This is a genomic window from Streptococcus sp. 79 (assembly GCF_013277425.1).
Taxonomy (GTDB): domain Bacteria; phylum Bacillota; class Bacilli; order Lactobacillales; family Streptococcaceae; genus Streptococcus; species Streptococcus pseudopneumoniae.
The window spans coordinates 1-14,405 of the sequence record NZ_VMMW01000027.1; the positions used below are offsets into that span (position 1 = coordinate 1).

General features: G+C 39.1%; 12 protein-coding genes, 2 pseudogenes and 1 riboswitch. Of the genes and pseudogenes, 2 read left to right on the top strand and 12 right to left on the bottom strand.

The window, feature by feature from the left end; genetic code table 11:
• The 12 genes and pseudogenes from HT729_RS05600 to HT729_RS05655 form a co-directional block, all read right to left on the bottom strand.
• A pseudogene (locus HT729_RS05600) lies at positions 1-228 on the bottom strand (IS5/IS1182 family transposase); the annotation flags it as partial.
• A gap of 143 nt (positions 229-371) precedes the next feature.
• The gene (locus tag HT729_RS05605) at positions 372-1,355 is read right to left on the bottom strand and encodes an MFS transporter (RefSeq protein ID WP_007284780.1); all 984 of its coding nucleotides are present in this window, start codon (positions 1,353-1,355) and stop codon (positions 372-374) included.
• A 768-nt stretch (positions 1,356-2,123) separates the two neighbouring features.
• Positions 2,124-2,252: pseudogene (locus HT729_RS05610) on the bottom strand (phosphatase PAP2 family protein); the annotation flags it as partial.
• Positions 2,253-2,278: 26 nt separating this feature from the next.
• Positions 2,279-3,499 (bottom strand): MFS transporter, encoded by a 1,221-nt coding sequence (locus HT729_RS05615; protein ID WP_172923356.1) that lies wholly within the window; start codon positions 3,497-3,499, stop codon positions 2,279-2,281.
• A 199-nt stretch (positions 3,500-3,698) separates the two neighbouring features.
• Positions 3,699-4,571, bottom strand: coding sequence for a helix-turn-helix transcriptional regulator (locus HT729_RS05620; RefSeq protein WP_078836295.1), 873 nt, complete (start codon positions 4,569-4,571; stop codon positions 3,699-3,701).
• A gap of 111 nt (positions 4,572-4,682) precedes the next feature.
• The gene (locus tag HT729_RS05625; protein WP_240164419.1) at positions 4,683-5,333 is read right to left on the bottom strand and encodes a phosphatase PAP2 family protein; all 651 of its coding nucleotides are present in this window, start codon (positions 5,331-5,333) and stop codon (positions 4,683-4,685) included.
• Positions 5,323-5,886 (bottom strand): ECF transporter S component, encoded by a 564-nt coding sequence (locus HT729_RS05630; RefSeq protein WP_000185823.1) that lies wholly within the window; start codon positions 5,884-5,886, stop codon positions 5,323-5,325. The genes HT729_RS05625 and HT729_RS05630 overlap by 11 nt, the downstream gene beginning before the upstream one ends.
• A gap of 163 nt (positions 5,887-6,049) precedes the next feature.
• Positions 6,050-6,284: riboswitch (FMN riboswitch) on the bottom strand.
• Between the two features lie 59 nt (positions 6,285-6,343).
• Complete coding sequence (locus HT729_RS05635; protein WP_000181388.1) at positions 6,344-6,847, bottom strand: tRNA (cytidine(34)-2'-O)-methyltransferase; 504 nt, start codon at positions 6,845-6,847, stop codon at positions 6,344-6,346.
• Between the two features lie 201 nt (positions 6,848-7,048).
• The gene (locus tag HT729_RS05640) at positions 7,049-7,879 is read right to left on the bottom strand and encodes an energy-coupling factor transporter transmembrane component T (protein WP_172931773.1); all 831 of its coding nucleotides are present in this window, start codon (positions 7,877-7,879) and stop codon (positions 7,049-7,051) included.
• Positions 7,864-9,546 (bottom strand): ABC transporter ATP-binding protein, encoded by a 1,683-nt coding sequence (locus tag HT729_RS05645; RefSeq protein ID WP_172931774.1) that lies wholly within the window; start codon positions 9,544-9,546, stop codon positions 7,864-7,866. Before HT729_RS05645 ends, HT729_RS05640 begins: the two co-directional genes overlap by 16 nt.
• Before the next feature lie 397 nt (positions 9,547-9,943).
• On the bottom strand, positions 9,944-10,489 hold the full coding sequence (locus HT729_RS05650; protein ID WP_000795930.1) for an ECF-type riboflavin transporter substrate-binding protein: 546 nt from the start codon (positions 10,487-10,489) through the stop codon (positions 9,944-9,946).
• 15 nt (positions 10,490-10,504) lie between these two features.
• Entirely contained in the window at positions 10,505-11,353 is an 849-nt protein-coding gene (locus HT729_RS05655) for an S-adenosyl-l-methionine hydroxide adenosyltransferase family protein (protein WP_023937107.1), read from the bottom strand.
• 186 nt (positions 11,354-11,539) lie between these two features.
• Here HT729_RS05655 and trkA point away from each other — a divergent pair, with 186 nt between their 5' ends.
• On the top strand, positions 11,540-12,889 hold the full coding sequence (trkA, locus tag HT729_RS05660) for a Trk system potassium transporter TrkA (protein WP_023937108.1): 1,350 nt from the start codon (positions 11,540-11,542) through the stop codon (positions 12,887-12,889).
• 3 nt (positions 12,890-12,892) lie between these two features.
• Positions 12,893-14,332, top strand: coding sequence for a TrkH family potassium uptake protein (locus HT729_RS05665; RefSeq protein ID WP_172930456.1), 1,440 nt, complete (start codon positions 12,893-12,895; stop codon positions 14,330-14,332).
• Positions 14,333-14,405: the final 73 nt, after the last annotated feature.

The following is a 14,405-nucleotide window of genomic DNA, read 5'->3' on the forward strand; positions in this document are numbered from 1 at the left end:
AATACCAAAAGCGGCCGCAATTTGTTTATAAGTTCGATATTCTCGCACATATTGAAGTCGCCATAAGAAGGTATTCTAGGCTTAGTTTAGGTTTTCGTCCCCCTTTGCGTGTTTACCTTGATAAGCTGTTTTCAATACAGCTAACATCTCTTCAAAAGTCGTGCGCTGAACACCAACCAGGAGCTTAAATCGTGCATCAGTTAGTTGTTTACTTGCTTCATAATTCATAGAACTATTCTACCATATTTTGTTTCGCAGGAAGTCTAATCTAATGGAATAGGAGGCAGTAAGATGGAAACTATCATAGCTTGTACTCATAAACTACTCAAAACGATATATGAAGTCTTATATCTCCATAAAAATACATAATTTCACAGTGTTTTTTTTAATGCTGACGATATTACAGGAATAAATGAAATTGCAAAATAAATGATAACTGAAATAAAGTATACTGGCAAAATTCCAATTAAGTCTGCTAGATAACTAAATGAAACTAGCGCTACAGCATACATTAGTTGCATTAAAACACTTCTGGCAGCAAAAGCTCTTGCCAATATACTAGGATCAACTTTTTCTTGAATAATTGATTCTTGAATTATATTTCTAATTTGTGCAGGGGGGCCGACTAGAAAAGAAATAATAATTGTTATGATAGGGCTTCTATTAACAGTGTAAAATAGTGTGAGTAGTGTAACAAGAAGTGATGATATAAACAAAAATTTTCCTGGAAAATGTTGAAGTTTATGAGAGTATTTTGTTATTACCCCTCCTCCAACTATAATCCCTAAGAAGTATGCTGAACCCTGGTATCCCCACCAAGTTTCACTTGTTAAAAGGATAGTGGTTGTAAATGCTAGGAGGTATGAAGATGTCCAAATCACATTTGCAAAATTTTCAATAATATCCATAATAGTTATATCCCTGATGACAGGATTATCCCTTATAGGTATGAGACCTTCAAAAATTTGATATACATATGAACTTTTGGAAGAGTTTGGTTTATGTTGATTCTTTTCAACGTGAATATAAAAACTTAGAACTGAGGAGAGCAAGAAACACAAAGATATACAATATAATGAATATTGCAAACCTAGTAACGTAGACAATGGAATTGCAAGTGCCCAGCCTGCTGTTTGAACGGATTGACGAATGCTTAGGGTGAGACCGTTTGCTTTTACTATCGCATCATTATCAACTATACTAGGAACAATAGCTAGACGTGCAGGAGTATAAAAACTATTGGTGATGCTTATTAAAAAGACTGTGGAATAGGTTATTATAATACTATCATTAAATGAACTGATAATGGTATAAGACAGAGTAACTAGCCCACCAATCAGATTAGTAAACGACAATACATTTTTATGTGAAATTTTGTCTAAAAAATAGGTCCAATCAAACCTCCTATAACTGCTGAAATAGTTCCTATTATCAAAACAAATGTTGATTCACTGATAGAATTACTTTGTGAATAAACCTTTGAGATGATTGTTACACTGAAAAAAATATTTGCAATCAAGTTAAAAATTTGATTGCAAAGTAAGTATTTAAAATTATTATTGCTTATCTTAACTCATTCCTTTTGCAAATAAATATTGATTAGTATAGCAAAAAAATATATTTTACGCAATTACTATGCTCTCGTGTTGATATACCATACATATGAAAGCTTCTATCTTTCCTTTTGTATATCTATCTAATTTTAGCCATATTGCTTGAGAATTCCATAACCTTTCTTGCAAAATCATAGTTTTAGGTGGTGACTAAAATAGATAGAAATATAATATTGCTTACGGTAGAAATTATGGTATCTCTTGGGAACAGTCATCTCTCTAAACATGTAAAGTCTGATTTTATTAATTAAGGAGGTACATTTATCGTATGGTTTTATAATCACTCTATGAGGGACAGGGGAATCACTTGCTGATTCCTCCTAATTTCTAGCTGGACGGTATTGATCGGACTCTTTATAAGCTCTAATGTTGCATGGGAAGAGCTCCTCCAACTTAAATCAGCGTAATGGGATAATACAGAATGGTCCATTTTTCTAATAAGTATAGTTGAGTCGGATGAAGATATGCTATATTGACTTTCATTTCTTTCTCCTCAAGGGAATTCGATACTCACTTCTGCTTGCCTTTAAATCGCCATTGGAAGCGCAGCTTGTCATAGAAGGGAAACTCGATAAACAAGACTCCCAAGCCCACACAGAGACTGGCAAGAACGTCTGATGGATAATGAACTCCCACCCAAAAAGAGACAGTAGTTCATACTACTATTACTCTATTTTCATTGCTTTCACAATTGCTAAGGCAGTCAATACAAAAATAAAAAGTGGAAGCACTGTGATTTTTATGTTTGTAGCACTCGCTAAGGCAACGATGAGCATGCTAAGAATTCCTGGTACAACAACATTGAATACTCCAAGCACTGACTGGATGGTTCCCATGACTTCTTCTGGAACCATCGAGAATACAAGGTTGAAAATCCGAGGCCCCATCATTCCTACTGCAACTGCGCATAAGAAGACAACTACCAATAAAAGGAGGAAATGATTGGTCAACCAAGAAAAGAGAATACAGAGATGCATAATTTCTTCAAAGTAGACAATCATTTTTATGGGAATATTTTTTAGGATACCTCCACTCAAAAAACTTCCCACAATCGTTCCTGAAAAAATAACCACTGACAATGCTGCAATGGATTTCCCAGTGTCAAAGAAGATAAATGGATGATGAATCAACATCAAGGTCGTTAAAGGGGTAATAATGCTTAAAATCACTTGGTTCATAGCTGCAATGAATATTAATTTGATGATGGTTGGAAAACTTGACAATATCTTCATAGAATAGAGGAAATGCTCTCCAAAAGATTTTGCGGTTAATCTTTTACTAACCTCCATCTGTCCCTCAATATCTCTCAAAGAAGTACGAATAAACACCACACCCAACAGTGCAAAAAGAAAGGTCAAAGCATTCAAACCCACAAACATCTGAAGACTGATGACCCCAATCAAAACTCCACCTGTAAGGTTGCTAAGAATATTAACTACACCAGCAGTTGCCTGTCTAAACCCCATAGCATCTGTCATATCATCTCCTATAATCCTCACATACAAAGGAGAAATCATAGCACCTGCAAAATAACTCATGGTATCTGATAAAAGATTGATGCCACAAATAAGAAAAACCATCCCCATAGAAAAGTTCTTATCCGTTACAAACAGTGTCAATAGAGTATAAAGCAGAAACTTACTTGCCAATATAGCAATATATTTTGCAACACGATTTTTTTGAAAATCGGCAATAACGCCTGTGAACAACTGAGAAATCTGCGGCAAAGTCTCCGAAACTGTTATACAAAGAACAGCTAATGAAGCAAATTTATATCCCGATACATAAGAAATAAAGGAAATATAAAACAGCGTATCACCAAATGACGAAACCCATTGATTAATTAGCAACATCCGGTAATTTTTATTGGTCAGAAAAGTATTCATTGGATTGCCTCCTTCTTCAGCTCAAAAGGAAATTGAAATCCTAACAACGCCCAATATATCCCCAAAGCTCCAATACCAAAATCAAAAACTATTGATGATATTCTAACACATCAATTTTGGTTTGTCAATAATTTTTATGGTATTTTCTTATTTTTTTTGAAATATGAATTTAAGTTATCTAAAAATACAAATCTTTTTCTTAATCTTCACTTTCCAATAATTTCATTTCCTTCTCAATTTCTAGCATCATTCTCTGGTTCTCTTCGTGCTTGTAAAGCTGATAAGATACTTGATAAAAACCTAGTATCCTATCCCTTTCAGCAAAGCTCTCGCTTATATTTCCCAATAAACAATACAAATCTGCTAATCGATAACTACTATTATATCTTTTACAAATAGCTATCGTTTCTGTAATTTCTTCTATAGCTTCAGATGTTCGTTCATTCAACCACAAATATCTACAATAGTTATATCGGAATTTAATCATCAATTCTAACTGTTCCAAATGATGAACAGATAGTGACTGGAGGTTCTCTTTTAAAAGTTGATAGAGTTCCTGATATGTGTCTTCCTGCCCCATATCAAAATAAAAATTAGCCAAGGTATTTCCCAGTTGTAGATAGTAAAAATCAGATTTTTTCAGAGATAACAGTATTTTTTCCAGTTTCGCAACTGCCCCTGTTTGATGATTTAAATAACAGAATTGAACTAATGTATCAATCCAGTCCAAATAAATCTGGTCTTTAGCAGATAGACGAGCACGTTTAGATTTTTCCAGTTCATAGATGTAATGGAGAGATTCATATTCCCTCTCATCCAAAAATTTCTTAGATAATTCTTTAAACTTATCAATATTTTCTAAACTAGAAACCTCAGTATCTTCAAAGAAATAATCCATGCTCACCTTCAATCGCTTAGATAGTTGAAAGAGTAATTCTGACCCAGGTGAGTATTTACCTTGCTCCATACGGCTAATCTGCCCTTGCTCACAAATCCCCTCAGCTAATTCTTTTTGAGATAATTTTAATTCCTTTCTTTTATTTTTTAAGCGTGTCGCTAATAACATACCCACACTTTCTTCCTCCTTGCTTTATTTATTAAAATATATCAAACACCAAAACATGTTTCAAGTATATATTTTATATGGTTCTATTTGTATTTGTACAATTTTTTATCTTTTCCATCACTTCTGCTTGCCTTTAAATCGCCATTGGAAGCGGAGCTTATCATAGAAGGGAAACTCGATAAACAAGACTCCCAAGCCCACACAGAGACTGGCAAGAACGTCTGATGGGTAATGAACTCCCAGATAGACCCTCGATACCAACACACTGACTAAGTAAAGGCTTAGCACGATTTGCATGACTTTTCTCCAGACTGGATCTTTCATCCGTTGACTGAGGACGACAATCAGAGTGCCTACCATCAAGGTTACAGCCAGAGAATGACCGCTTGGAAAGGAAAATCCCTTCTCCTCTACCAAGTGTAAAATAGCTGGTCGTGGGCGCTGGTAGATATTTTTAAAGGTCACGATTAAAAGACCTGCCAAAGCCAAATTCCCCAGCATGAAGAAACTTTCTATCTTCCATAGCTTACGATAAAAGATAAAAGCTGTAATGACAACCCAAGTGATAATCACTGGAATATCAATCAAGCGTGTGATAGCCCTAAAAAGAATAGTCAAGTAATCTGGCAAGTCTCCTCGAACGGCAGTCTGTATCGGTTGGTCAAAACCGACCAGCGTTTCAGGGTAAAATTTGACCATATAGCCAAGAAGGACGAAAAGTAAAAGGGCAAAACTGCCCTTCATCAAAAATGTTTGTTTATCTTTCATAATGTTTTAAGGTTGGTTTCAAGAGAACATACAACAACCAGAATGAAACGGAGAAGATTACACCCTCAATCAAATTAAAAGGTAATACCATGGTCATTAGGTAGTTGGACAGTCCCAAAATTTTTCCAATATCAAAGTTAGCAAACTTAGCGTACAAAGGAACAGCGTAAACATAGTTGAGAACCAACATAGCCACGGTTAAACCAATAGTCCCAGCCAGAGAGCCTAGTAAGAAACGAAGGGTTGTCCGTTCCTTTTTCCAAATCAAAGCAAATACGATGACAAAAACTCCCAAAGCTACGATATTCATCGGCAAGCCAATGTAAGTATTCACTCCCTGGCTGTTAAGAAGCAGTTTCAAGAGTGAGCGAAGCAAGAGAATTCCTAGCGCAGCAGGCAAATCCATGACCACCAAGCCCACAAGGACTGGCAATATACTAAATTCTATCTTGAGGAAGGACGCCGCTGGCAAAAGCGGAAAGTCAAAGTACATCAGCACAAATGAGATGGCTGATAGAATTGCAATGGTCGAAAGTCGACGTGTGTTTGTCATAACAGGTTCCTCCAATTTTCTATAAAATCAGAAGAAGTTAGAAAGGATTCCTCTATCTATTCTCACTTTTTATATCCCAAAAGTTCCCTCTCACTCTATTAAGGAAATTCAAGCAAGCGGTTACAATCTAGCTATAAATCTATCAGAACAGACAAAGCTATTCTTTCGTCTTCTCCCATCCAGACTATACTGTCGGTTGTGGAATCTCACCACATCAGCTTGCGCTCGCGGACTTCTTTAAAGAGAAGGAAATAGAGATTTTTCTTTTAGACTAGGCGACAAGCTGTAGGCATAACTTCTGGTTAGGCAAAGCTTGTCAACAAAGTATAAAAGGAAAAGATCATTTCCTAGTTAAAGTCACCGCCGGTCGGGAATCACACCCTGCCCTGAAGACTCTTTTATCATAACAAAAAACGCTTGCAAGCGCAAGCATTTTGTTCATTTCCATTTTCATTTTTTATTTCAATTTATCCACTTCATAGGTATGAACGAGCTCAAGACCTGCAAAGTTCTGCTGGCGGAGAGCTTCGTAGACAATCATGCAGACGGTATTAGACACATTGAGACTGCGGACATGTTCATCATTCATGGGAATACGGAGAGCCTTTTCAGGATGTTCTCGCATAAAGTCCTCAGGCAAGCCCTTGTCTTCACGTCCAAAGAGAAAATAATGGTCCTCGTCAGTCGATAAATCCACCTCAGAATAGACTTTTTCCGCGAATTTCGAAATCAGATAGAGTTTGCCCTTCATCTGAGACATGAAATCCTCCAAACTCTCGTAAAAATAAATCTCTAGCTTATCCCAATAATCCAAACCAGCCCGCTTCATCTTGCGGTCATCAATAGGAAAGCCCATTGGCTTGATGATGTGGAGGGGAGAATTGGTCGCAGCGCAAGTACGCGCAATATTGCCTGTATTTTGTGGAATTTGAGGTTCAAATAATACAATGTGATTTGTCATGACTTGCTTCCTTTCACCATTGCAAAAAAATAGCCACACTGCCCGGAGTCAAGCTCAGCAAACAGCGTGGTTAAGGCATCGTTAACTTACCTCACAACAGGTTTGAAGTAAATCAGCGAAACTACTTTCTTAGTATAACACTTTCAGAATCATTGTCAATAGAAATGACTTGATTTTTTCAATTTTTTCAATTTTTTCAAGCTATTTCCAAGGGTTGTAAAATCGTCCCTGATTCTGCAAGATAAGTAGTAAACTAACTACTAAAAACAAGGTTGCCAAGAGCAAGGTAATATAGTCTCCTTTTTTCAAGGCCTGATAACTATACCATGTGCGTTTTTTCTCTTTCCCAAAGCGGCGAAGCTCCATGGCAGTCGCAATGGTATCAATGCGTTCTAACGAGCTAAAAATCAAGGGAGTAATAATGCGCAGATTGCCTTTGATTCGTTGCATAAGAGAAGCTTTCTTGGATAATTCCATCCCACGCGCTTCCTGAGACATCTTGATAGTAAAGAATTCTTCCTGCAAATCTGGAATATAACGCAAGGTCAGACTGACAGAATAGGCAATCTTGTAGGACACACCAATTTGATTTAAACTAGAAGCAAACTGACTAGGATGGGTTGTCATCAAAAAGATAATAGCCAGAGGAATGGTACAAAGGTACTTAATGGCCAAATTTAGCAGATAAAAGAGCTCCTGGCTGGTCAGAGTGTAGGCACCAATTCCCTGCCAAATCACACTTCTCTCTCCGTAAAGTCCAACCCCATACTCGGGGGAAAAGAGATAGACCATCAAGACGTTTAAAACAGCAAATACCGTCGCAAAAACGGCTACAAAGGAAACATCTTTAAAACGGATTTCTGACAAATAGAGGAGAAAAACCGAAAAGATGGCAATCAGAACAAGCAGTCTGGTATCATAGCTAATCATGGCAGCCAATGACACGAGAATGAAAAAGAGGAGTTTCCCAGCACCTGACAAGCGATGAATCACAGTATCTCTATGCTGGTAACCGATTAATTTAGCTTGCATCCTTCTCTCCTTTCTTTGTAAAATGCCGTTAACGCAAGTGGATCCACGTCGAGTTTCTTAGCCAAGTTGAAGATTGAAGTTTCTTTTAGATTGGCTTTTACTAACAGCTCAGGATTGCTCAAAAGACTAGCTGGATCGGTATCGGCAATCAATTCTCCATCTACCATGACAAGGGCTCGGTCTGAATAATCTAGCATCAATTGCATATCATGGGTAATCATGACAATGGTATGCCCTTTTTGATGCAACTCTTCGAGAAAGTCCATAATTTCAGTATAGTTCTTCTGGTCTTGACCTGCTGTTGGCTCATCTAAGAGAATGATTTCAGCGCCTAAGACCAAAATTGAGGCAATAGTCACACGTTTTTTCTGACCAAATGACAGGGCAGAAATAGGCCAATTACGGAATTCATAGAGACCACAGATTTTCAAGGTTTCATAGACTCTCGTTTCAATTTCCTGCTCGTCCACACCTCGCAAACGTAGTCCCAGAGCCACCTCATCAAAAATCATATTGGTTGAAATCATTTGATTGGGATTTTGCAGCACATAGCCTACTCGTTCCGCCCGCTCTGCAACAGAATCTCCTTTTATATCCTGCCCTTCCCAAAGATAGCGACCTTCCGTCTGGATAAAGCTACTTATGGCCTTGGCTAGAGTTGACTTCCCTGCTCCATTTTTCCCGACAATGGCAATCTTTTCACCCTTTTTAATATCTAAATGAATGGATTTTAAAATCGGTCTATCATCATAAGAAAACGACACGTCCTCTAGTCTAAAGAGTGACTGCAATTCTGGGGTTTCTTTTACCAGTTCCGTCCGCAATTGAACATGGCCTTTTGAGATAGACAAGTTATCCAGATTTGCTAATTGTTCTTCCTTAGCTAAATCCACACCCAATTGACGGAGAGTGGTTAGATAAAGGGGTTCGCGAATTCCATTTTGGGTCAACAAATCAGTCGCCAATAACTGATCAGGACTTCCATTAAAGAGGATACGGCCATCGTTTATCAAGACAATCCGATCCACAGGTCGATGCAGAACATCTTCCAAACGGTGCTCGATAATAAGGGTCGTCGTCCCCTCCTCCTTATGAATCTGATCAATCAATTCAATAATATCCTGACCTGACTTGGGATCCAGATTGGCGAGTGGCTCATCAAACAAGAGAATCGGACTTTCATCAATCAAGACACCGGCTAGACTAACTCGCTGCTTTTGTCCACCAGACAAGTCTTGAGGACGCTGAGCTAGTAAAGGGAGAAGGTCCAGCTTTTCAGCCCATTTATGAACACGACTTTTCATCTCTTCTAGATCTGTCACATCATTCTCCAGAGCAAAAGCCAAGTCTTCTGCCACGGACAATCCGATAAACTGCCCATCTGTATCCTGCAAAACTGTACTGACCAGATGAGACTTATCATAGATGCTCATATCAAAAGCGGCTTGACCCTTGATCACAAATTCTCCAGACATCTGGCCCTTGTAAATATTGGGAATTATCCCATTCAAACACTGACCCAAGGTAGATTTACCTGACCCAGATGGCCCAACAATTAAGACTTTCTCTCCCTTGTAAATGGTCAAGTCCACCCCCTGCAAGGTCGGTTCTTGTTGTGTTTCATACCGGAAAGAGAAATCCTTCCACTCAATTATAGCTTCTTTCATCTTACTCTCTTCATTCGCTTCTTCTACTCAATGAAAATCAAAGAGCAAACCAGGAAGTTAGCCGTAGGTTGCTCAAAACACTGTTTTGAGGTTGCAGATAGAGCTGACGCAGTTTAAATTAGATTTTCGCAGAGTATTAGACTTCTATTTTATCATAAATTTACCCCTTCTTGCAGTCTCTTCTCTTAAAATCTTAGCGCCAAAAAGATTCCTATCCTAGCTTACTTGCCTAACTAATCTATAAACATCGAAAAAGACTGGTTGCCCAGCCTTCCCCATCATTTTATACTCAATGAAAATCAAAGAGCAAACCAGAAAGCTAGCCACAAGTTGCTCAAAACACTGTTTTGAGGTTGCAGATAGAGCTGACGTGGTTTGAAGAGATTTTCGAAGAGTATTAGTCCTTTTTCAAACTTCCTGCACGAGTTTGAGTTCCTGCATAGGCAAGCAAGAGAAGAGTTCCTGCAATAGCTACAGATACACCATTAGCAATTCCCGCAACAATTCCTTGGGCAAATACTTTTTCTGCAGCTTCTTGATAAATCACAACATCTCCAAGTGGTGCCAAGACACCCCAAACAAGGGCATTTGCAAGTAGTTGAATGAGGTTAAAAATAAGAATATCTTTCCAGTCAAAGACACCATTGATCACGCGAACGTACTTTCTAAATAGCCCCACAGCTAGACCAAAGAGCCCACTAGCGATAATCCAAGTCCACCACAGACCGTAACCAGCAAGAGAGTCCTTGATTGCATGACCAATCAACCCGACAAGCAAACCGATAATCGGTCCAAAAATAATAGAAAGTAGCGCTTGTACCGCATACTGAAGCTGGATGCTTGTATTTGGAACAGGGGTCGGAATGTTGATCATCCCGATGACGACAAAGAGGGCAGCGCCAATTCCTACAGCAACAACTTGTTTAATTGATTGATTTTTCATCTATATTCTCCTATTTTATGATTCTATTTTCTTTATTTCAATGGTCCAAGATGAACCGACACCTACATTATAGGCCTTGGCAAAGGAACCTTGGTTGATAGCCAGACCTAAACGATAGAGAGAGTTGATGTAAAGGATGGGTTGCCCAATTCTCACATCTGCAAATGATTTGCCATAAACAACCTGATTTTGATAGACCAGCATATCAGCGTGATAGATGGTCACTTCAAAACGGTCACCAAATTCTGGTTCCAGTTTGTAAAATTCTTCTCGCGTAATAGAGGTCCAAAGCGAACCAAAACGCACATCCAGAATATCAATGGCTCCCTTCACCAGATGATCTTCAATAATGGTCTCTACGACTGGAAGTTCCACAATCTGATCCACACTGAGCTCTGGCCCCACTTCCTCAAAAGAAATGTGACCACTGGCCAGTTTAGCACCAGTATAGGCATAGACATCACGACCGTGGAAGGTATAAGAATGCTCTGTGTTTTGACGCCTATTAGCTACCTCAGAAATTTCACGAACGGCTACAATACCAACGTGTTTCTTGATAAAAGAAAGAGTCCCATTATCTGGCGTGACAATGTATTGATTGTTTGCAGTCTTGGCAACCACACTCTTACGTTTCGAGCCGACACCTGGATCGACAACCGATACAAAAGTCGTTCCCTCAGGCCAGTAATCCACCGTCTGAAAGAGACGGTAACTACCCTCAAAAATATTATAAGGCGTGATATCGTGCGTCAAGTGATGAATTTTTAAGGTTGGAGACTCTTCTAAAGCCACTCCAATCATAGCCGATACCGCACCATCAACCAGACCAAAGTCTGATTGTAGTACCAGTAAATTATTATTCATTTTGTCTCCTTGCATACCCTTTATCATACCATATTTCAGAGAAAGGTGCTAATAGCTATTTCAATTGGTTAGGATATAGTTTTACCTTATAGCAAATGTCCTACTAAAAGCTCTTCTTATTAGCTAGTAGGTGCATTTTTTTGAAAAAGGATATGATAGTTACATCATGAAAAAGTAGGTTTTATTATGAAAATTATCCTTGTCGGAGGGGGAAAAGTTAGTTCTGCCCTCTGTCGCTCCTTGGTTGCAGAAAAGCATGATGTTTTGCTGATTGAGCAAGACGAAGCTGTCCTCAATCATATTGTCAATCGCTTTGATATCATGGGTATCCTTGGTAACGGGGCCGATTTTACCATCCTTGAGCAAGCCAGTGTCCAGGATTGTGATATCTTTATCGCCCTGACTGAATACGATGAAGTGAACATGATTGCAGCCGTTCTAGCCAAAAAAATGGGAGCTAAAGAGACCATCGTTCGGGTGCGGAACCCTGAATATTCTAACTCCTATTTCAAAGAAAAGAATATTCTCGGTTTTTCTCTTATCGTTAACCCTGAGCTCTTGGCTGCCCGCGCTATCGCCAACATCATTGACTTCCCCAACGCTCTATCTGTCGAACGTTTCTTTGGTGGACGGGTCAGCTTGATGGAATTCACTGTTAAATCCTCCAGTGGTCTTTGCCAAATGCCCATTTCTGATTTTCGGAAAAAATTTGGCAATGTCATTGTATGTGCGATAGAAAGAGATCATCAAATTATCATCCCAAGTGGTGATATGACCATACAGGATAAAGATAGAATCTTTGTCACTGGTAACCGTGTTGATATGATGCTCTTCCATAATTATTTCAAGTCTCGTGCCGTGAAGAGTCTTCTTATTGTTGGAGCTGGTAGAATTGCCTATTATCTACTAGGTATCCTCAAAGATAGTCGTATTGATACTAAGATTATTGAAATCAATCCTGAAATCGCTAGCTTCTTTAGCGAGAAATTCCCAAACCTCTACATCGTTCAAGGAGATGGTACCGCACAAGATATCCTGCTGGAAGAAAGTGCTCAACACTATGATGCCGTTGCGACTCTAACAGGAGTCGATGAGGAAAATCTGATTACATCTATGTTCCTTGACAGGGTAGGTGTACAGAAAAATATTACTAAGGTCAATCGTACCAGTCTCCTCGAGATTATCAATGCGCCTGATTTTTCAAGTATCATCACACCTAAAAGCATCGCTGTAGATACGATTATGCACTTTATTCGTGGTCGAGTTAATGCCCAGTATTCAGACCTTCAAGCCATGCACCATCTAGCCAATGGCCAAATCGAAACCCTGCAATTCCATATCAAGGAAGCCAATAAAATGACTGCCAAACCTCTTTCTCAACTGAAATTGAAAAAAGGGGTTCTTATTGCAGCTATCATTCGAAAGGGCAAAACGATTTTCCCAACTGGGGAGGATATGTTGGAAGTTGGAGACAAGCTCCTAGTAACAACCTTGTTGCCGAATATCACTAAGATTTATGACTTGATTGCGAGGTAAGAAATGAATAAAAGTATGATTCGCTACCTCCTTTCAAAATTACTTTTGATTGAAGCTGTTCTCCTTTTGGTTCCTGTTGCGATTGCTGTCTATTACCGTGAATCGAGCCAAGTCTTTACAGTCCTCTTTTCGACCATAGGGATTCTCGTATTGTTAGGCGGTTCAGGGAGTTTACAGAAGCCAAAAAATCAACGGATTTATGCCAAGGAGGGAGTCTTGATTGTGGCCCTCTGTTGGATCCTTTGGTCCTTCTTTGGCGGTCTCCCCTTTGTCTTTGCTGGGCAAATCCCCAGCCTTATTGATGCCTTTTTTGAAATCAGTTCTGGCTTTACAACTACTGGAGCAAGTATTTTGAACGACGTTTCGGTTCTCAGCCGTTCCCTCCTCTTCTGGCGAAGTTTTACCCACTTGATTGGAGGGATGGGAGTGCTTGTTTTTGCACTTGCTATTATGGACAATGCCAAAAATAGCCACCTAGAAGTGATGAAGGCCGAGGTTCCTGGCCCTGTTTTCGGCAAGGTTGTATCCAAACTCAAAAATACTGCCCAGATTCTCTATCTCCTTTATCTAGCTCTCTTCTCCCTCTTTGTCATCATCTATTATCTGGCTGGCATGCCCCTATTTGATAGTTTTGTCATTGCTATGGGAACAGCAGGTACAGGAGGTTTTACCGTCTATAACGACGGAATTGCCCACTATGGCAGTTCACTAATTACCTATCTGGTTAGTATCGGAGTTCTGGTTTTTGGGGTAAATTTCAACCTTTACTACTACCTCATGCTCCGTCGCGTCAAAGCCTTCTTTGGAGATGAAGAACTTCGGGCTTATTTGGTCATCGTACTGGTTTCTACAGCCTTGATCAGCCTTAATACCCTCTATCTCTACCCAGGATTTTCCAAGAGCTTTGAAATGGACTTCTTCCAGGTTTCCAACATCATTACAACAACTGGTTTTGGATATGGAGACACTACCAATTGGTCCCTCTTCTCCCAGTTTATCCTCCTTTTCCTCATGGCAATCGGTGGCTCTGCTGGATCAACTGCAGGTGGACTCAAGATTATTCGAGGCCTCATCCTTTCAAAAATTGCCAAAAACCAAATTTTGTCCATTCTATCGCCCCACCGTGTTTTGACCCTCCATGTGAATAAAACGGTGATTGACAAAGATACCCAGCATAAGATTCTCAAGTACTTTGTCATCTATTCTATGATTTTGCTAGCGCTTATCTTTATTGTCAGCCTAGATAGCAATGATTTCCTGATCGTTACCAGTGCTGTCTTTAGCTGTTTCAATAACATCGGTCCTATTCTAGGAACGACATCTAGTTTCTCAATCTTTAGCCCTATCTCAAAAATTCTCCTCTCCTTTGCAATGATTGCAGGCCGCTTGGAGATTTATCCAATCCTACTTCTCTTTATGAAGAGAACTTGGTCTAAGAGATAAAATTCAAACCACATCAGCTTCGCCTTGCCGTATATATGTGACTGACTTTGTCAGTCTTATCTACAACCTCAAA